Below are 19622 nucleotides of genomic sequence, written 5' to 3'. Positions count from 1 at the left end.
TACTCCCGCTCGGTTAACCGAATGCCGGCATGACGTCGGCGATGAAGCGCTCCAGCGAAGCCTTCTTGCGCGCGAAGCTCATGCCCGTGTCGATCCAGAAGGAATATTCGTCATAGCCGAGCGCCTCGTAGCGTTTCAGCCTCTCGATGACTTCGCCTGCCGTGCCCACGACATTGTTGCGGCGCATGGCGTCGGGCGCATACATGGCATTGGCCTCGATCTCGGCATCGCTCAGCCGCTCGATCAATCCTTGATGGATTGGCCGCTCGTTTTTGAACCAGGCGCCAAAATAATTGTAATAGACGCTAATCTCGCGCGCCGCCCGCTGAAGATCGGGCTCATCGGAACCGACATAGGTGTGGCGCAGCACCATGATTTTCGGGCGCGGCAGCGAGGCGTGCCTGGCACAAGCGTCGTTGAAGCGCCCCATCAGGCTCTCCACTTCCTCGTCGCCCAGCCATAGCGGCGTCACCTGTACGTTGCAGCCATTTGCGACGGCGAACTCGTGGCTGTTGGGATCGCGTGCCGCCACCCACAGCGGCGGATGCGGCTGCTGCAATGGCCTTGGTGCGGACGTGGTCGAGGGGAAAGACCAGAACTCGCCGTCCATGGCATAATCCCCGGCCCACAGGCCCTTGATCGCCGGGATCATCTCGCGCAGCCGCTGCCCGGCGGTCCAAGCATCGAGGCCGGGTGATAGCCGCTGATACTCGAAATTATAGGCGCCGCGGGCGATGCCGATGTCGAGGCGCCCGCCGCTGATGACGTCGGTCATCGCCGCTTCGCCGGCGAGCTTGATCGGATGCCAGAAGGGCGCGACGACCGTGCCGGTACCGAGGCGCACGTTTTTCGTGCGGCGGGCAAGATCGGCGATGTTGATGAAGGGATTGGGCGCGATGGTGAAATCCATCGCATGGTGCTCGCCGGTCCAGATCGCATGCATGCCGCCCCGGTCGGCGATCTCGCACAGTGCGATGAACTCGTCGTAAAGCTGTTGCTGGCTCTGTTCGGCGTCCAGACGTTCCATATGGACGAACAGTGAAAACTTCATCGCGAGGCCTCTCCGGAAACGGGGTGGACACGGCCGCTGCGTTCATCGCCGACATACATGCCGAAATTGCCGAGCGCGCTTTCGGCGGCATAGCGGCGCAGGATGTCGGCTGTCGCGGAATCCGCGAGACGGTCGAGCGGAAGCGCGTCGAGCGCGAAGAACCGGCCGGCGGCAGGCTCACCCGCGCCGAGCTCACAGCGATAGACGATGTGGTGCCTTGCCGCGCCCGTGTCCTCGTAGACGGAATAGATAAACCCGATCGACGCTTGCAGGCAGGTGGCGCGCGCCAGATGATTGCGCAGCGTTTCGGGACTTTGCCCGGCCGTGATGATGCAGGAGGGAAGCCCATATCGACCCTTGGCGTCTTCCATCAGCAGGATCTCGCCGCCTCGCACCACGACCGCACCAGCGACGATTTGAGCATCGGAGCCGGCGGCCGAAACAGCTTTTTGCGTCAGTCCGGGCATGAAATAGCCACCACGCGCATAGCCAAGGCCATTGGCGCCACCGTTTGCGAAGGCTTTCACTCGGCCGAGAAGGATGACGTGATCGCCGCCCTCGACAACCTTGTCGAGAGCGCAGTCGAACCAGGCGGCGACATTGGCCAGCACCGGCGCGCCGTGCGGCCCCGGCTGCCAGTCGAGGCCTGCGAAGCGGTCCTCGACCGGGCGCGCGAAGGTGTTGGAAATATCCTTCTGACCTTCGGAGAGGATATTGACGGCAAAGCCCGCGGCCTCGGTCAGCGTGTCGAAATTGCGCGAGGTACGGGCAAGGCACACCAGAAGCAGCGGCGGGTCCAGCGAAACGCTGGTGAAAGAATTGGCGGTGAAGCCAACTGGCAGCCCATTTCCGTCATGCGTGGTAACCACCGTCACACCGGTCAGGAAAGCGCCGAAGGCGTCGCGCAATGCCTTGGGATCCATAGCTGCCGTCACGCCGTCACCTCTTCGCGCGCGAGCCATTCCTCCAGCATGCCGTTAACGATCTCCGGCGCGGTCAGGTTCACCATGTGCCTGTGACCGGCAATGATACGCGCGACGCCGCAGGGAGTAGAGGCCGCCATCGCCTCGGCCATCGCCGGCGTGGAATTGGGGTCGTCCTCGCCGGTCAGGAACAAGGCCGGGCAAGTAATACGCGGCCACGCATCGGCATAGGTGGCGTCGCCTTCGGCGAAAGCGGCATAGGCCGTGGCGTAACCCTGGCGATCGACGCCGGACAACCATTCGCGCGTCAGGCGGCAGGCTTCGGTACCGCGTTCCCTGTCGCCGAACCAGCGCTTAAGGGGCCCCTCAACGTCGATATGACCAAGGCGGATGGCTTTTGCCCGCTCCAGCACGGCTGCCCTCGCGGCCGGACCGCGGCGGTAGACGCCGTTGAGCAGCGCCACACGCCTGATCCGCGCACCGAAGCTTGCCGCAGCGCCTCCGGCGATCAGCGCCCCCATTGAATGACCCGCAATGCTGATTGCATCAAGCAAAAGGTCATCAAGAAACCGGCCGAGCCATGCAACGAAATCCGGCAGCCGGGCGGCAGCGGCGAGCTGCTCGCTTGCACCATGGCCCGGCATGTCCACGGCGATCACCCGATGGCCGGACGCAAGCGCGGCGATCTGCGGCGCCCATGCCTCCAGCCGCATGCCAACGCCGTGGACCAGCACAAGAGGCGCGCCCTCGCCCCGCTCCACATAGGCAGCGCCATGACGCGTCCGGGAACGCGGCAGACTAGACTGCGGCTGGATTGTCGACATCATGTCCAAGCTCTTTGAGGTCCTGGTATCGGTCGCCTATGCGATGATGCGGGCGGCCGCCAACGGATGCGCCCAGCGCCAGCACGATCTCGTCGGCGGCAGGCGCATCGGCTACCGATGTCTGGATCGTCAAATAGTGCGAGCGCCGGCCCGCGTCGTTCTTGTCCATCAGCGGGATCATGATCGAGGCGTTGGCCGGGCCGCGCGTGTTGGTGAAGGCAAGATAGCTCTTGGCTCCCACCGCCTCACGATAATGATTGCCGAAGCGCAGCGTGTGAATCAGCGCCGAGGCATGCTCGATCTCGCCGTTCAGCCCGACCACGGCCGCTTTGCCGTAGCCCTCGACCGCGGCACCGGAACCCACTGCCTGCACGATCATGCCGGTCAGTAATTCACCCAGTATCGGGGCCGCCGCGTGAATTTCGGGCTTCAAATCCTCGACGAAACCGCGCCCCGCCCATGGGTTCTTCACCACCGCTAGCGCGGCGTAGAGCCTGAGTGGCGCCTCGGCCGCCTTGCCGCCTTCGACAAGCGTTGTTTCCACCTGAAGCAAGGTCTTGCGAATGACGAGCGGCACTTCAGTCTCCATCTTCAATTCTCTATGACCGTATTATGGTATGCCAAATTTCAGAAAGTCAAGCGGTGCTTTTCGCTCGAACCCGATTGCAGATCTCGCGGCTATATTGTTGCGCCACGCTTTGGTCGAAGGGCAGGCCTGAGAGGAAGGGAGCATGCTGGCGAGAGCAGCAGGCCCTGACTGCCTAATCAGGCCGCCGGCGTATCCGCCAGCAACGCCCGCGCGAGGGAAGAGGCGATACCGACATGCTCCTGCGCGGCGTGATAAGCGCCTTCGCCGTGGCCGTCGCGAATGGCATCGACTATCCGCTGCATCTGGGTTGGGCCGTCGATGTCGCGGCCGGGCGTCCTGATGGTCATCGAGCGCAGCCTGTTGATGCGTGCGGTGAGCGAATTGACGATGCCCCAGGCAACATCGCGCTCAGCCCCCACGAACAGGACACGGTAGAACTCGGTCGTCTCATCGAGCACCAAATCCATGCGCCTTCTACCATAGGCCGACTTGATCCGGTCGAGCGCCGCCTGCAGGGTGGCGGCCAGCTTGGCATCGCCCTTTTCCGCGCAAGCCCTGGCGGCCATGCCTTCCAGCACCCCCCGGATCTCGTAGATCTGCAAGGCCTGTTCCGGCGTCGTCACGGCTACAACCGGGCCGCGCGTGCCGGCGGTGGCGACCAACCCTTCCGACTCCAGATGCCGCAGCACTTCGCGCACGATCGTGCGGCTGACGCCCAGTTGCATGCACAGATCGCGTTCAACGAGCCGCTCTCCGGGCTTGAAATGAGAAGCGATTATGGCATCGCGCATGCGCTCCAGCGCCAGTTCGCGCAGCGTCTTCTCGGGGCGTTCCACACGCAGGGAGCGTTCATCCATTGCCGTCGTCTTTTCTCTTGCTGTGGGAATAGGCTTTTCTCAGCAAGCATCGATTAAATCTAGACGAAACGTCCGATCGACCTAAACCGACGTTTTGGCATACCATAATATCCTAAAGACCGATCTGCAAGGCGCTCCATCGACAAAGGATGCGCCGGAGACGGCGCATGACCTTCATGCTCCGTTCGACCTTAGAATCGCTGGGAACAGTTCTTGTTCCAGCCCCAAGTGGCCTAGTCCTGCTCCGCCTCTTTGACCGCGTTCAGTGTACGACGCTGTCCAATGGTTGGGAAACGGACCAGCCATGAGATAACATTCCGAGTTCCCTTTGCTTGAAATCTATCTCGATTCTACAATTGCAGGGGATGGATCGCCCCGGGCAGTCTGTACGAACAGTGCTATCAGGACAGCCGCATCCCGGCCAACGGAAGCAATCAAACACCAGCCCCAGATCATTGCAGCGTTCGCAGCACATCTTGCTCATTACTCTCTCTCTATAGTCGGCTGAGATTCCACCATAATCGTCGTTTGTGGATGGTCTTGTGGTAAGAATACTCACCGGCGACTTTGTATTGCCGCACCAGGCCACTTGCGCCTGTGGTGTCATTGCTATCGATAACCTTCTGCCCAAGCGTATCCGAGGCCGAGTTGCTCTTGTATCAAGCCCGCTTCGGTCTGGTCGACGTGATAAACCGTTCAACCTCTGCCCTCCGGGTCCGCCTTGGGACAGGGCATTTAACAGCGTTGGCCATATCGATTTGACAGTTCTTGCCTTTCTGTCACATGAAACAGACTTTCATCGATGTATGGCGGTATCGATGTTCGGCGGCTGAGGATTTTTCCGCACGACAGGTGGCGTGTCGTCGGCCGTATAGCTTGGGGAGGCGATCATAAATGTCAGAACGCGAGCGCTCGGGCTCCGAAGGACCTGCAATCCTTTTTTTGATCGCGCTTTGCGAAGGCATCGCGCTCGGACTGGTCCTCCCGTCGCTGCCTGCCTTGTACGGCAGGGCGGCCGGGACAGACGACGTGGCGATGGTCTTCGGCCTGTCGCTTGGACTCTACGCGGTTGTCAACATGCTGGCATTGCCCGCGCTCGGCTCGCTTGGTGACCGTTTCGGTCGCCGTCCACTTCTGGTCCTGTCTCTTGCGGTCACAGCCATCGACTGCCTGGTCATCGCCTATGTGCCCGTTCTGTCGGTTCTTCTGGTTTTTCGCGCCATAACCGGGCTGACGAACTCCACCTCGGCCACCGTAGCGGCGGCCCTGGCCGACGTCACGCCGGTCGAAGACCGGACACGCCGGTTCGGCTACCTCAATGCCTGCTACGGCATAGGACTATTCGTCGGTCCCTTTAGCGGCGGCGTCCTCTCCGAGATTCGACTGGAAGCTCCCTATGTCCTGGCAAGCGCGCTTGCGCTCACCGGTGTCGTGCTTGCCCTTCGCCTTCCGTCACGCAATGGGAAGGCACTTGCAGAATATGGGCGCGTCATCATCAACCCACTCAGACATCTGCCATGGATCGGCGCAATGGGGCTCGTGCCCGTGGCATTGGTTTATTTCGCCGTGCGGTTTTCGTTCGAGAGTCCGAATGCGTTGTGGGCAATCTATACGACCGAGCGCTTCGGGTTCACGCCTTCGACCATCGGGCTGACGGTGTCGCTGGCTGGCTTGTTCTATACGATCGTGCAACTGTTTCTCGCCGGCCCTATCGCTGGGAGGATCGGAGTGACAGGAATGGCGATGCTCGGGGTTGGCGTCGACGCGACATCGATGATCGTCTTGGCTTTTACGTCCACGGCCTGGGTGATTTTTCCGCTGCTGGCACCGCTTAACTTCGGCAATATCGCCATTCCGGCATTCCAGTCCTTGATGTCCCGCAAGGTCGACAGCACGCAGCAGGGCCGACTGCAAGGCGCGCTAAGCAGCGTCGTGGCGCTTGCGGCGGTCATCTCCCCACTGGCCTGTAGCGCGGTTTATTCAGTGACATCGGCTTCGGCTCTACCGGGTGCGGCGTGGCTGCTTCCCTCCGCCGTCTATGCGTTGACAGTGCCGATCTGGCTGATATCACGCCGGTCTGCGAAACGCGGCAATGCGCCACCGGCCGGGGCCGAGGCTCGATAGCCGTGCCCAAAACAGCGGGCTCGCTGGACCTGTAGGGGAACGGGACGACTGCCGCTGATGAGCCGTCACGAAGCCATAGGTAAGGCCGCGTGACCTATTCGAGCGGCACCAGCATGGTGCAAACCGGTCTCCAGGTGCTGTTGGCTTCGACAGGACACCCCGCGAAGAATTCGAGGCCGGGAACGTCGGAGTAATTGTAGTTCGTCGACGGCATCCATTTGTCGAGCATATAGGCATAGATCTCCGGACGGGGCCGCGGATCGCGGGTGTTGTCGATAACCGCATAAAGCCCGGCATCAGTGGTAACCAGGTGATTCCTGACCTCGTCCATTTGGAGCCGGGCGTCCTCGTCGTCGGCGAAGACATAACAACAATCGTATCGAATTTCGTCGGGGGGCGTGACGCGAGGGTCATCATAGATACGGCCCAGAAACCGAGCCTCTATCTCGTCGTCACTCCTGAGTGCTTCTGGCAAACGATCGAGGAAATCTCTCCAGATTTCCTGCAGTCTGGTATAGGGGCCATAATACCGGCGGAACATGCAACGGTAGCTTCCGACGTCCCGTATCTGAATATTGGGCGCGACCGCCAGAGACACGCCTTCGTGGCGGTGCCGATGGAAAGTTTCGGCATCCCAGAATGAATCGTCGGATCGGTATGCCGTGGGAGACACACCCCAGAAGGAGCGAAAGGAGCGGGTGAAGGCCGCATTGCTGCCATAGCCGTATGCGATTGCGATTTCATAGATGGACTGTTTGGTGTGTTTCAGTCGCGACGCTGCATTATGCATTCGCACTCGCTTGAAATAGGCATAATATGACTCGCCCACTTCGGCCTGGAACAATCGCTCGAAATGGAACTTGCTGAGCCGGACCTTGGCCGCGGCCTCGCCGAGATCAATGGGCTCTGAGATATTTTGCTCAATATATTTGAGTGCAGCGAGTATCCGATGATCCATTCCGTGGCCCACCCCACATGGACAGCAGTCTCCTGCCTGCCGTGAAATCTTTGCGCCTACAGCCTCGCACGCCCTCGCTGAGAGCAGTGCAGTCTGCCCAACCGAGGCGACTCTATCGAACTTCGATGCGTGAAGCGTTGCGGGCATAGCAGCGTTCGCGTGCCGGATTTGATCATTCTTGCTACAGCACTGCAACTGATATTGCTGGCCCCAAAGGGCATCCCGCATCATTCGGTATCACCGCCAAGCGCGCACTATATTCAACCAAGCTACCGGTCGATTCAAAACCGCACTTAAAGGTGACGGACGGTCCGCAAATCCGCAGCGAATGGCTCCCGACGGAACACCCGCCTCCGAGACTTCTCTAAGGATGACCTGCAGGCGCTCAGCCGTGTATGGCCTTATCGGCATTAATCTGACGTCACCGCAAGAACTGTCAAATCGAATTGGCGAACACTGCTAGATGCCAAAATCTCAAGGCGGACCTAGAGGATTGAGATTGACATGACAAAACCCACCCAAAACAGGCGGATATGCAACCCAATGACTTTATCGACACCACTTCTGGCCACAGTTGCGCTGATGCTGTTGTCTTCATCTTCCGCTACATTCGCGGCCGATCTGGTAGTCCTTCCGCCTGAAGAGGTGCCGGTTGCCCCGGACTTTCTTGACTGGAACGGTCCCTATGTTGGCGTGCATTTAGGCTGGGGCTTTGGTGGCGACCAGAGCTTTCGCGCGGACTGCAAATGCGGGCCGGCCTATGATGGCGACGCCAAGGTGGGCCTCGATGGACTGCTGGGCGGCGTCCAGATCGGCTATAATTACCAGTTCAGCAGCAACTGGCTGGTTGGCGTAGAGGGTGATTTTTCCTGGTCGGGCGTCAAGGGCTCCGGTTCCACCTGGATGAGGTCGGCATCGGACGGTGTCTTTAACACGAAGGTCGATTGGTTTGGAACGTTAAGGGCCCGCTTCGGCTATGTTGCGGACCGCTTCATGGTATACGGGACTGGCGGCCTCGCCTATGGCTCCCTCGAAACCAAATACAGTTACGCCTTTAAAGGCGCCTCTCCGACAAGGCGCGACCTGCTGTCTGGCGGTGTCGATGAGACGAGTTGGGGATGGACGGCTGGAGCTGGCGCCGAATATGCATTAAACGAACACTGGAGCCTGAAGGGCGAATACCTCTACATCAATTTGGGTGGAGGGGGACAGAGTATGACCAACAGCAACGGCCAAGGATTTAGCTCCGAGACGGACGATTTCAAGTTCCATACCGTGCGTCTGGGCGTCAATTATCGCTTCTAGCCGAAAACGTCTTGGCTGCTGGACGGCCTACACGCCTTTGAAATAAGTCGCGAATCGGCCCCTAAAGCGCATCGGGATCTTTCAGATTTTCTCTGTGCGCTTTAGCTCCTAGATTTTACACACGCCGTTGTACCAACCCGCTCCGTTCTTGGAATCCACCCGCCACGAATGGTCCCATATCACCGTAGGCCGACTATTGGCCGTTCCGGCGGTGGCGGTGTCATCACTTGTGCGGTATGGCTCTATCCTTGATTTCCACTGAGCCTGTGAGTGCGGCATTGTCGAGTGGGAACTTGAGGTACCGCTTGCCATTCGACTCGGGCGCCGGCAATTGCCCGCCGCATATGTTCACCTGCAGAGCAAACAGGATAAGTCGAGGCATCGGTAAGGTTCGGTCGCGCGCCTCTCTCAAAACAATGAAATCTTTCTCCGTCCGACACCTTGCCAGATGGATGTTCGTTGCCTTTTGTTCGGCAACCGTACTTGCCCAACGTGGCGCACGACCGTCGGGGCAATAGTCATGCCCGACAAACACCCGGAATTCGTCTGGGAGCGCCAGAATTTTCTGGATTGAAGTCCACAGGCTGGCCGCACTTCCGCCAGGAAAATCGCACCGTGCGGTTCCGCTGTCCGGCATGAACAGCGTGTCATGTACGAACGCGCAATCGCCAATCAGATAAGTGATGGAAGCGAGTGTGTGCCCCGGCGAATACAGCACCTTAACGGGCAGCATACCAATCCAGAACGTGTCGCCATCGTCGAACAACCTGTCCCATTGCGACCCATCGGTGATGAAGTCCGGCAGGTTGTAAATATCTTTCCAAAGGGCCTGCATGTCGATGACATGCTTGCCGATGGCGGTCGGCACACCGGTCATCGCCTTCAGGTAGGCCGCGGCAGAAAAATGATCGGCATGCGGATGTGTATCGAGGATCCATTCAAGCGTTAGTTGCTCACGTTCAATGTATTCGGCCAACGCGTCGGCATTCATCGTTGATACAGCGCCGGATCGTGCGTCAAAATCAAGAACGGGATCGATGATCGCACATCGACGCGTGACAGGATCGGTGACGATATACTGGATAGACCCCGTTGATTGATCGTAAAATGCCATAACTTCTGGTCTCATGGCGGTCATTTTTCTTGTTCCCCAGTAAATTTATAGCACCAATCCTTGCGGATCTGTGCCGTCTTTCGAGGCACAGGTCGTCCATATCTTTCCAATAATTGCCGAGAGGTTCCGTGGCCGGTCTCTGAGGAACCCTCGGAGCCGACCGAACGGAAAGACGGGGCCGACCAAGTTTTCCATTCTCAAAGGCCCGGTAACTGATACGGAGGCTCATGTAGTTTCTCAACCAAGGGAGGATATCGCCCTCCTGCAATCGAACGCGTGGCCCCGCTCAGAGTCCACGCACATATATTAGCGCAAGCTTAGCATCTCTCGCAGGAGAGGTTTGATTGTTCTTGCGCCAACAAAATCAACTTGCCGCACAATCGCGTTTTCGTGTCGCCCGGTCTAAAATGTCGCGCGTTTCCCCCTTGCCTTCGCCCCATGGAAGACATTTGCGGCCGGTGGCGTCACCGGATTAGCCCGACAGCGTGGCCCATCAGGCGCTTCTCAAGCGCCAGACCGGTACGTGTTGCCTCTTACGCAGGTATGAGGCCGCCGGGCAGTCTGTGCACCAGCGGTTTTGCAATCAGATAACCCTGCACATGCGTTGCGCCGGCTTCACAGGCGAGTTCGAGATGCTCGTCGAGTTCGACACCCTCAAGAACAACGATTGGTGCAACACACGCTGCAAAACCGACAATATGGCGCAAGGTGTTTGCGCCTGCACCACCCTTGCGAATCGTCCACAATATGGATGCGTCGACCTTGACGATGTCGACGTCAAGACGCAGGAGCAACGAAGGCGAAAAGAAGCCTGCGCCAAAATCATCGATGGCGATGCGGCAACCCAAAGCCCGCGCTTCGGCAATATTGATCAGGAGTTTTTCTACATTTTTCGCCGGATGCGTCTCGGTGATCTCGATTATCAAGCGGGATGCAAGCTCTGGCCGAGACAAAATATTGTCACGAATGCGCGACCAGGCAGACGCGTTTTGCATGGTGTCTACGGATATATTGCAGCCCAGAATAGCCCCGGCCGAAGTTTCGAGTTCCTCCAGAGCCAACCTGATCATGTGCTCATCAAGCAGCCCGATAGCACCGCACGCTTCAAGTTGCGGCACGAAATGGAAAGGCCCCCGCACGCTGCCGGCCTCGTCGACAAGACGAACCAGACATTCGCGATACAATTCGGAATGCGGCCTCTCAATACATCTTACAGGCTGAAGCGCGTAGCCTATCCGGCCATCGGCCATTGCTGCAATCACCGCGGCGGCGCTCGATACCTCATCTGCCCGGCGAAGGCTTCGCAATCCCCATGGCTCCAGGTCTGCGTTCGCGTCTATTTGATTGTGCCTGATCAAAATCTGACACCTAGTTTTGCTGTTAGGCCATGTTGGCGTTCGTTACTGGCGATCTGTCCGCGATAGGCGATGCCGAGTGTTGCGTTGTCGGTGATGTCGAGGTCGAGGCCGGCCTCGATGACGGCTGCGTCCTCGGCGATGGGGGTTCCGGCGACGGTGAAGGCGTCGGAGCCGGCAAAGGCACCGGCGGACAGCGGCGTGGTGTCGCCGAAGGCATGCCGCCAGCCGAGCGTGCCATGCGCCTTTGCCTTCATGCCGCCGAGGTCGAAGGCTGATGACAGATGGATGCCGAGCGTGGTGAAGGTGGCGTCGGTGGTCCCGCCGCGGACATGGAGCGCCGCAGCGCCACCCTTTTCCGTAAAACCGTCCGTGTTGAGACTGACATAGGCGAGATTGGCGAAGGGCTCGAAGGAGACCGCGCCTGCATCGATCTTGTAGCCGAGTTCGCCAAAAGCCTGGAAGGTACCGGCATTATAGTCGCCCTTGAGGCTGTCACTGAAGCCAGGAAAGGCAACCGAACGGTTCGTCTCGATATCGTGCCATGTATAGGCAAGGCCGCCTGACAGGCGCAACGCATCCCACTTGCCACCGGCATAGAGGCCGAGATGATAATTGTCGCTCGAACCGGAGGACGCACGATCATCGACGTCGAAGGAGGAATGGCTATAGCCGGCAAGCAGGCCGAGGCGGATGTTTGAGGCGACCGCGCCATCGATGCCAGTCAAAAAGCCGCCGGTGGAGGTATCCATGTCCGCCGCATTGCCGTCGCTGTCGAAGGAACCCCAGGAGCCGAAGGCATACCCCCAGCCGACCGGGCCGATGTCGTCGGCTAAGACCGGCCGTGCACCGTCGGGCCCGTAGGCGAGCAGAGGCATGTCCGTGCCCGTGGCATCGCCGAAGGCCGAGCGGATGCGGTTGTTGACCGCATCACGGACAAAATGGCTGTCCTCGATCAGCGCCGACTTCACCGAAGCATGGATCTCGCCCGACAGCTGGTCGAAGGCGGCGCGTGTCACGTCCTCGTCCGTCTGCATGGCGATGGCGTTCCAGATCGGGCTGCCATTGCCGAGGCTGTCGATCCCACCGGCGGTCGCCTTCTGGTTGCGGGTTTCGGCCACGCTGTCGAAGTCGACATCGTTACGGGTGAGTTCCAGCGTCACGTCGTTGCCGTCGCCACCAGCATAGTCGAGGCTCTCATCGAGGAAGAGAAGATTCTTGGTCACCGGGTTGAAGGTGCCGGTAACCGCATCCGCCCCGTCATTGGCGATAATGGTGAAGGGGCCGTTGTCTATATTCCAGTCCGAGGCGCTGTCGGGAGACAGAAGCAGCGAGAGCGTCGCACCGCTGATATCGACAGTGCCGTTCACCACCAAACGGTCGAACAGGGTCGGCGTGACTTCGACCTCCAGCGTGCCGTGATTGGCATAATTGCCGTCGATCGTCTGCGTTCCCGGTGAATTGCCCGGTGCATGAATGCCGCCGGCCATGATGGTGGTCGCTCCGACGGTGCCTGAACCGCCAAGCACCGCACCGGCGTTGACTGTCACGCCTGCCGCGGTGCCATTGACGCGAAGCAGCCCATCATTCACCGTCACGTCGCTGACGATCGAACCACCGTCGGCGATTGCCAGAACACCATCATCGATAACCGTGGAGCCGGTATAGGTGTTGACGCCGGACAGCGTGAAGGCGCCGGTACCGGTCTTGGTCAGCGACAGGGGACCAGTACCATCGGTGATCGTGCCCGAAAATGTCGTGTCCGTATCGTCGAACCCCGTGGTGAGGGAGGCAGGCCCTGTAAGCAGCGCGCCGGCGCCTACAGTGCCCGCGCCGGCAAGCGAACCGATGGAGGCACCAATGCCAGCTTCGACGACGAGGGTCGTACCTGCATCCAGGGTGTAGGCTGAATTCTTCGACAGACCCGTGTCGGTGAGGGTAAGGAGAGCCCCCCCCTGCACATGGGTCGCGCCCGAATAGTCGTTGTTGCCGGAAAGGAAAAGCGCGCCTTCCCCTGTCTTGGTCATCTCCCCAAGGCCGGTAATATCACCTCCCAGTTCAACCCATGAAGTCGAGCCGGTCTCGAGCGTGCCCCCTCCTGCCTCCAACCAGATGGCCTGCGAGAGGCTCTCACTGGCGTCGACCTGCAGCGTTCCGCCATTGAAAGTCAGCGATCCGTCGGGATTACCGAGGCTGGCCGCATCTGTAATCGAAAGCACGCCCTCATCAACCTTCCAGTGCATGGTGGCCGTCGCCGCCCCGGTCAGCGACCATTTGCTTGTCCCGATCTTCTCGAAGTCGGTGAAGCCGAGAAAAGATGTTCCGAACGCGCTGGCGTCGAATGTGAAGTCATCTGCTCCGCCCAGGGCAAATGTCGCGCTGGCGGACGAACTGGCATCTACATTGCCGGTGATCGCCGAACCGGCTTGCAGTTCAAGCCGGTTATTGCCGCCGGTAAAGGTGATGGCATCGGCGCGCGTTGCCCCGTCACCAGCCAGGCCGCCCGAAATCGCGCCGGAATTGATGATAGCGAGATCCGCGCCGACAATGCCCGCACCGCCCATGCCATAGGCGCTATCGTCACCGTCAACCACGCCACCCGCGCCGCCCGCGATGCTGTTCGTGTTCGTCAAGGTTCCGGCATCCATGGAAATGCCGACGCCGCCGTCGCCTGCCAGGTTTTCCGGACCGTAGCCGCCGTCACCGCCCGCGCCACCGCTGATCGTTCCTGTATTAGTCAGCGCGTCACCCGAAAAGGAGACGCCCATGCCGCCGTCGCCGCCGCGGCCCGCCACGCCATTGTCCGAGAAGTCGTCACCAAGTCCACCGTCGCCGCCTGAGCCACCGCTGATCGTGCCAGAGTTCGTCAGTATCTCACCGACAAAGGACAGACCCACGCCACCATCACCGCCCAGGCCACCCGGGCCGCCGGCGCTACCCCCGCCGTCGCCGCCTGCGCCGCCGCCGATCATGCTTTCATTCGTCAGCGACTCACCCGAGAAGGAGACACCCAGGCCGCCATCGCCACCGCCACCACCTTCGGCTTCAGCTCCACCACTGCCGCCATTTCCACCGCTGCCACCGAAAACCGTTTGCCCGATGGCGACGGCGGCCGTACCGCCGCTGTCCAGGATGGCTCCATAGCCGCCAGCGCCGCCGCCACCGCCACCGCCACCATATCCGCCGCCAAGGTTCCACCCGTCTCCACCGTTTCCACCGGCTGCACCAGTCACGTCGGAGGCTGGCAGGCTTCCTCCAACAAAACCGTGCTCTCCTCCATCACCTCCATCGCCGCTGCCAGAGCTGCCGCCTCGACCACCGCCACCGCCGCCAGCACCACCACCACCGCCGCCACCTCCATTAAGCGGGTGCGATCCTCCGTCGCCGCCCTGAGGATTCTCCAGCGTGCCTCCTGCTCCGCCGCCGGACGCTCCGTCTCCACCGGCACCACCATCGGCAAGCGCGAGCGACAGCGACCCTGACAGCAGCAGCATCGATAGCGCTGTCGAATACAGAAGCGCACGTGTATTCAGGCGTGAACTGCGATTGCGACCTGTCATGGAATTTTCTCCGTATCGCTCATCGAGGCGGGCAGGCATCTCGATTTGTTTTTTCATACTGGAGGCCCACCTTGCGTATGGCGGGCCTCCATCTGCCCCTTCCCCCTTTAGAACCTGACCCTGAAGCCGGCGGTGCCGTTGAGTGTGTAGCTGTCGGCGAAGTTGCTGAGACTGGTGTTGAGCGAGACCTCGCCATAGAGCGCGTATTTATCGTCGTTCCAGTTGTAGCTGCCGCCGGCGCCGATGCCGCCCCATGTCCGCTCGTTCTCGTTGGAGAACTTGATGCCCGCCACGTCGGTCACGCTGCCGTCGAGGAACTCGTGATAGAGGTTGGCGATGCCATAGACATGGCTGCGGCTGATCTTGCCGGTATCGCCCAGCCATGCGCTCTCATAGCTGGCGGCAAGGCCGAGCCGGCCCCTTAAGCTGTCGCCGCTGTCGAGCGTCACACCTGCGCCGAAAGGATCGGTGAAGCTGTCGAAGTCGACACTGGAATAGACCAGTTGCGCCTGCGGCGTCAGCGTCCAGTTGGCGTTGAGGTCGATGCGCTTGCCGGTCTCGGCACTGAAGGCATAGCCGAACCCGTCATTGCCGTCGGCAAGCCTTCTCCCGAGCGTATCCGAGGTCAGGTCGCTGTCGTACCAGGTCGCCCTCGCCTGGCCGTCCAGATAGAAGCCGTTCTGGCCATACCAGGTCAGCGTGGCGCCAAGTCCATAACCGTCAGTGTCGATCGATCCCGTGCCGTAGGGCGAGGAAATATCGGCCGAGGCATGGCCGTAATGCACAGTCACCCCGCCGATCAGCCTGCCGGCTTCGCTTTTATAGAACTGGCCATCGATGCCGGTCTCCATCTTGAAGGTGTCGAGATCATAGTCGGCCGAGCCTGTCGAGCTCTTTGGCTCGTAATGGCCATGAGCGCCTTCGATGCGCGCCCAGATGCCGCGGGCATCCATTGCCACGCCGCCGCCGGCCGATGGCATCGGCTCAGCTTCAACTGTACCCGGTCCGTCGCCCTGCGCCACACTTCCATTACCGGCCCCCGTCCAGTAGCGGTTGCCGACACGCTGCCGCAGCGTGGAAACTCCGTTCAGTCCCTGCAGCAGCTGCCCATAGACCTCATAGATCGGCGCGCCCGGCTGAAAGACCGGATCAGCTGGATCTGTCGGACCACCCGGATCAATCAGGCCTGAGCGAAGATACCAGTCGCCGTCGTCGGGCGTGCTGACGCCGTTCTTGTGCAGAGTATAGCCATAGGCCCCGACGACCACGGCCTGCTCACCGTTCATGATATAGTCGCCCAAAAGCGAGAATGTGGCATCGGAGGCGCCGCCGACATCGACGATCTTGATGCCTTCGACAGTTGCCGCGCCCGTGCCGCCACGATTGATGATCTCGACGGCGGCATTGCCCGACGTATTGCCGGTCACGACCAGAAGATCGGTGTCGGAACTGTCGTCGCCCAGCACCGTCTCGATCTCCAGCACACCGCCGTCGCCGATGAAGTCGCCGTTGACTGTCAGCGTACCGATAGAGGCACCGGGTGCAATCACGCCGCCTGAATGAAGCGTCGTCGTGCCTACGGTGCCATGACCGCCAAGCCGTCCGCCCGAAAGCACGTCAAGAACACCGCCCAGCATCGTCGCGGAACCCGCACTCCCGCCGACCAGAAGCGTGCCACCCACCACATCCGTCTGGCCCGCAAAACCCGACCCGTCGCCTTCGAGCGTCAGTGTGCTCGCGCCTGTCTTGGTAAGACTTCCATTGCCGGAAATAAGGCCGTTCACCGTCAGATCGGCATCGGTCTGAAACGTCCCGCCACCGCCATCGACGGTGAAATTGCGTGCGGTCGTGAAGGCCGCCGTATTTTCCAGCGTGCCACCGTCAAAGGTGACGTCGCCGGAAGCGTCGCCGAGGTTGACGTCGGACGAGATGGAGAGCACGCCGTCGAAAAGCCGTGTGCCGCCGGTATAGGTGTTGGTGCCCGACAGCGTCAGCGTGCCCGGCAGCAGTTTGAAGAGCCCATTCGAGCCGGCAAGAATTCCTGAGAAATTGCCGGTCGCTATGCCAAGCGCAGATTGCCAGTCTACCGTGCCGCCGCCCGTCGGGCCGTCTTGCAGGTTCCAGATGTTCGTCGAAAAGGAACCGAGATCGAGCGTCGCTGCCGTGTCTACCTTTATTGCTTTCGAATTCCATGACAGATAGTCGGCGAAAGTGTTGTTGCCAGCGACAAGGGTGCCGCCAGCGATGAGCACTTCGCTTGTTCTGTCGGCCCCTAGATGCACGCCGGCCGGCTGGAAAAAAATCGTCCCGGTGTCGATGGCGGAGCCGAAAACGACATTGCCGTCGACATCAAAGGACTGCCCCCGAGTGCCGTTGATATAAAGTATTGTGCCCGACGCGGTCGTGATCGTGCCGGTCGTGCCGGCGGCGATCAGATACGAATTCAGCGTGCTGGCGGCATTAAGCGTCGAGCGCAGCGTGCCGCCTGCAAGTGTGATCAGGCCGCTGCCCAAGGCGTCGATGACGCCGTTTCCGTCGGCACGGCTTGCCTCGATGACGCCATCAACGATCGTCGTGCCACCGGTGTAGGTGTTGGCACCCGAAAGCGCCAGCGTGCCGGCGCCTGTCTTGGACAGACCGCCGACGCCGGAAATAATGCCGCTTACCCCCAGGTCGGCATCGGTCTGGAACGTCCCCCCACCGGCATCGACCGTGACATTGCGTGTGGTATCGAAGGCAGCCGTATTCTCCAGCGTGCCGCCGTCGAAGGTGACAGGCTGGGAAGGGTCGCCGAGCTGATTGTCGGCGGAGATCGAAAGCGTCCCGTCGACCAGCGTCCACGGAGTTGCGGCCGTCGTTGCGCCCGTCAAGGTCCAGGTGCCGGTGCCGGTCTTCTCGAACGCGTCGAAGCCGCGATATTGCGCAGCATCGCCGATCAAGCCTGTGTCGAAGACATCATCGCTGCTGCTGCCGCCGAGCACCAGCGTATCCTGCGCGCCGTTGGCGATGATATCGCCGTTGAAGACATAGCCGGTGCGAAGCTCAAGCCGGTTGACGCCGCCGGTGAAATCGACTGCCGCAGCCTGCGTCCCCGTCCCGTTGTCGGCCAGGCCGCCGGCAATCGTGCCCGAATTGATCACCGTCAGGTCGGAACCGGTGACGCCGACACCGCCGGCCCCGACGATAGAGATTCCCGTCGTCGCCGCCGCGCCGCCCGCGCCTCCTGAGATCACGCCGGTATTGAGAATCGTCAGAGCAGTACTGTCGACGCCCGCGCCGCCAGCCCCGCTAGAAATCCCATCCCATCCCGTTCCGCCCACGCCACCGGAAATCGTGGCGCTGTTGTCCAGATTGCCCGAAGCGGTGACGCCAGCACCGCCATTGCCGGCCTCACTGAACGCACCCGCGTCTGCTCCGACGCCGCCCGTTATCGTTGCCGAATCCTGATTGACGATTGTTACGGTATCGAATGCCCGGATACCGGCCCCGCCATTGCCCCCCAGACCTTCGCCCGCGGCACCGACACCTCCTATGATGGACCCGCTGTCCTGGTTGGTGATGTGGGCATTCTCGCCCACGAAGATGCCATGGCCGCCATTGCCATTGGCGCCGGTTACGCGGACTCCAGGCCCGTTGCGAGCGCCCGCACCACCGGTTGCCAATCCCTGATTGACGATGGCGACATGGTCACCGCCCAGGATCCCCGCACCGCCATTGCCGCCACCGCCGCCGATGCCAGTGAGAGTTTGCCCGCCTTCGCCGCCGGTGCCTCCGATAGCGTCTCCCGTATTGACGACCGAGGCTCCGTCGCTCAATCCGATGCCAGCCCCGCCGTCGCCTCCGCTCCCTGCGTTGGTTATAAAACCACCACCTTCATGACCTCCACCCAGACCGCCGTTTCCGCCTTGGGCTGTCCCGGCATTGCTGGCCGCGCCCGCATCCACCTGTGCGCCGTACCCTCCGGAGCCGCCACCGCCTGCGCCACCGCCGCGTGTAGTACCGGCAGCCTCGCCACCGGCGCCGCCTGCACCGCCCTTTACGGTTTCGCCTTCCGAAATCTCGATGGAAGCGCCCTGAACCCCGTGGGCGCCGCCGCCCCCGCCGCCCGCGCCGGTCCCGTTGGGGGCCATCTTGCCGTCCTGGCCATCTTCACCGGGCGCCGCCCCGGCGGCCCCGCCCGCAGAACCTGCGGTGCCATGGCCGTTATCGCCGCCGTCGCCGCCAGCGGCGGCGGCGCCTCCCCCGCCGCCCCCGGAACCGGTCGCCAACTTGGGATTAATGCCTCCGCCAGACCTGGTCTGGCCCTTCTCGCCGACGTCGCCGGCGTTGACACCTCCGGCACCGCCTGGAGCTGACGGATCATCGCGATAAGCAGCACCGCCCGCACCACCCGCCGCATAGACAGATGTCGGCGCCAGGATGAGACCGGGCACGGACAATGCGCCAGCCAATGCCAGCGCCGTCAAAGATACGGAGTGGCGAAGCTGCCTCTCTTTAATAGATTTCGTCATGTCAAATCAGTCCTCTTTGCCGCCTTGAGGACCCGGCCTTTAACAGCGTTCGCGAAATCGATTTGACAGTTCTTGCCTTTCTGGTCAGGCAATCTACGGCGTCGTCATTTTGCGCTTTGACGCCCATGCGCTCCAGGAAGCTTCATGTTGTAGGCCATGTTGGCGAAGACGACGCGGCTTCGGCGCGAGCGGTTCCGATGGTGCGGATGAACAGCCCCATACGGTCTTTCTGCTTGGCAAAACATGCTCGACGCGGGCGCAGGGCGTTGGCGTCGGGAACGGCATCGCCGGGACCGGGACCACAGAAGCGCACCCAACTCAGCCGATCGGCACGACATCGAAGCCGGGACGGCGGCCTCCGCAGGCGTCGCTGCGGCGCACCGCCTTCTCGAGCAACGCTCGAAACATATGGGAACCCACCGTTGCCGACGGCGGCATCGACGTCGCGACG

The 19622-nt window shown here is 61.2% G+C and carries 13 protein-coding genes; 2 read left to right on the top strand and 11 right to left on the bottom strand.

The annotated features are described in order from the left end of the window. Positions 1-13: 13 nt before the first annotated feature. The 5 genes from BFN67_RS17705 to BFN67_RS17685 all read right to left on the bottom strand — a co-directional run bounded on the left by BFN67_RS17705 (position 14) and on the right by BFN67_RS17685 (position 4244). Positions 14-1051, bottom strand: coding sequence for an LLM class flavin-dependent oxidoreductase (locus BFN67_RS17705; protein ID WP_080920854.1), 1038 nt, complete (start codon positions 1049-1051; stop codon positions 14-16). Further along, the gene (locus BFN67_RS17700; protein ID WP_080920990.1) at positions 1048-1974 is read right to left on the bottom strand and encodes a flavin reductase; all 927 of its coding nucleotides are present in this window, start codon (positions 1972-1974) and stop codon (positions 1048-1050) included. Before BFN67_RS17700 ends, BFN67_RS17705 begins: the two co-directional genes overlap by 4 nt. 8 nt (positions 1975-1982) lie before the next feature. Then, positions 1983-2801 carry an alpha/beta fold hydrolase gene (locus tag BFN67_RS17695; RefSeq protein WP_139789236.1) on the bottom strand — a complete coding sequence of 273 codons (819 nt, stop codon included), beginning with the start codon at positions 2799-2801 and terminating at the stop codon, positions 1983-1985. Then, positions 2773-3375 (bottom strand): amino acid synthesis family protein, encoded by a 603-nt coding sequence (locus BFN67_RS17690; protein ID WP_080920989.1) that lies wholly within the window; start codon positions 3373-3375, stop codon positions 2773-2775. The genes BFN67_RS17695 and BFN67_RS17690 overlap by 29 nt, the downstream gene beginning before the upstream one ends. Positions 3376-3563: 188 nt before the next feature. Further along, positions 3564-4244, bottom strand: coding sequence for a GntR family transcriptional regulator (locus tag BFN67_RS17685; RefSeq protein WP_080920853.1), 681 nt, complete (start codon positions 4242-4244; stop codon positions 3564-3566). A gap of 894 nt (positions 4245-5138) precedes the next feature. Between BFN67_RS17685 and BFN67_RS17680 the strand changes: the two genes are divergently transcribed. Further along, positions 5139-6368: an MFS transporter gene (locus BFN67_RS17680; RefSeq protein WP_080920852.1), complete on the top strand. Its 1230-nt coding sequence runs from the start codon at positions 5139-5141 to the stop codon at positions 6366-6368. Positions 6369-6462: 94 nt separating this feature from the next. Here BFN67_RS17680 and BFN67_RS17675 read toward each other — a convergent pair whose 3' ends face one another. Beyond that, positions 6463-7326 (bottom strand): AraC family transcriptional regulator, encoded by an 864-nt coding sequence (locus BFN67_RS17675; RefSeq protein ID WP_158083530.1) that lies wholly within the window; start codon positions 7324-7326, stop codon positions 6463-6465. 504 nt (positions 7327-7830) lie between these two features. Here BFN67_RS17675 and BFN67_RS17670 point away from each other — a divergent pair. Then, positions 7831-8631 carry an outer membrane protein gene (locus BFN67_RS17670; protein ID WP_080920850.1) on the top strand — a complete coding sequence of 267 codons (801 nt, stop codon included), beginning with the start codon at positions 7831-7833 and terminating at the stop codon, positions 8629-8631. Between the two features lie 223 nt (positions 8632-8854). Here the strand turns inward: BFN67_RS17670 and BFN67_RS17665 are convergent, their stop codons facing one another. The 5 genes from BFN67_RS17665 to BFN67_RS17645 form a co-directional block, all read right to left on the bottom strand. Beyond that, on the bottom strand, positions 8855-9769 hold the full coding sequence (locus tag BFN67_RS17665; protein ID WP_080920849.1) for an MBL fold metallo-hydrolase: 915 nt from the start codon (positions 9767-9769) through the stop codon (positions 8855-8857). 509 nt (positions 9770-10278) lie between these two features. Beyond that, complete coding sequence (locus tag BFN67_RS17660) at positions 10279-11052, bottom strand: EAL domain-containing protein (protein WP_139789235.1); 774 nt, start codon at positions 11050-11052, stop codon at positions 10279-10281. Positions 11053-11099: 47 nt separating this feature from the next. Beyond that, positions 11100-14333 carry an autotransporter outer membrane beta-barrel domain-containing protein gene (locus tag BFN67_RS25090; RefSeq protein WP_158083529.1) on the bottom strand — a complete coding sequence of 1078 codons (3234 nt, stop codon included), beginning with the start codon at positions 14331-14333 and terminating at the stop codon, positions 11100-11102. Further along, positions 14330-14542, bottom strand: coding sequence for a hypothetical protein (locus BFN67_RS24385; RefSeq protein WP_158083528.1), 213 nt, complete (start codon positions 14540-14542; stop codon positions 14330-14332). The genes BFN67_RS25090 and BFN67_RS24385 overlap by 4 nt, the downstream gene beginning before the upstream one ends. A 225-nt stretch (positions 14543-14767) precedes the next feature. Next, positions 14768-19171, bottom strand: a complete 4404-nt coding sequence (locus BFN67_RS17645) for an autotransporter outer membrane beta-barrel domain-containing protein (RefSeq protein WP_139789234.1) — start codon at positions 19169-19171, stop codon at positions 14768-14770. Between the last annotated feature and the right edge of the window lie 451 nt (positions 19172-19622).

The sequence above is a fragment of the Manganibacter manganicus genome, from assembly GCF_002075885.1.
Lineage (GTDB): Bacteria > Pseudomonadota > Alphaproteobacteria > Rhizobiales > Rhizobiaceae > Mesorhizobium > Mesorhizobium manganicum.
This window is presented reverse-complemented; position numbering and strand designations above follow the sequence as displayed.

What these genes read in the sequence shown, in the direction of transcription:
- BFN67_RS17695 (WP_139789236.1), bottom strand. Translation starts at nt 2,801, where the DNA reads ATGATGTCGACAATCCAGCCGCAGTCTAGTCTGCCGCGTTCCCGGACG.
- BFN67_RS17705 (WP_080920854.1), bottom strand. Translation starts at nt 1,051, where the DNA reads ATGAAGTTTTCACTGTTCGTCCATATGGAACGTCTGGACGCCGAACAG.
- BFN67_RS17645 (WP_139789234.1), bottom strand. Translation starts at nt 19,171, where the DNA reads ATGACGAAATCTATTAAAGAGAGGCAGCTTCGCCACTCCGTATCTTTG.
- BFN67_RS17665 (WP_080920849.1), bottom strand. Translation starts at nt 9,769, where the DNA reads ATGACCGCCATGAGACCAGAAGTTATGGCATTTTACGATCAATCAACG.
- BFN67_RS17675 (WP_158083530.1), bottom strand. Translation starts at nt 7,326, where the DNA reads ATGGATCATCGGATACTCGCTGCACTCAAATATATTGAGCAAAATATC.
- BFN67_RS17670 (WP_080920850.1), top strand. Translation starts at nt 7,831, where the DNA reads ATGACAAAACCCACCCAAAACAGGCGGATATGCAACCCAATGACTTTA.
- BFN67_RS17680 (WP_080920852.1), top strand. Translation starts at nt 5,139, where the DNA reads ATGTCAGAACGCGAGCGCTCGGGCTCCGAAGGACCTGCAATCCTTTTT.
- BFN67_RS17700 (WP_080920990.1), bottom strand. Translation starts at nt 1,974, where the DNA reads ATGGATCCCAAGGCATTGCGCGACGCCTTCGGCGCTTTCCTGACCGGT.
- BFN67_RS17685 (WP_080920853.1), bottom strand. Translation starts at nt 4,244, where the DNA reads ATGGATGAACGCTCCCTGCGTGTGGAACGCCCCGAGAAGACGCTGCGC.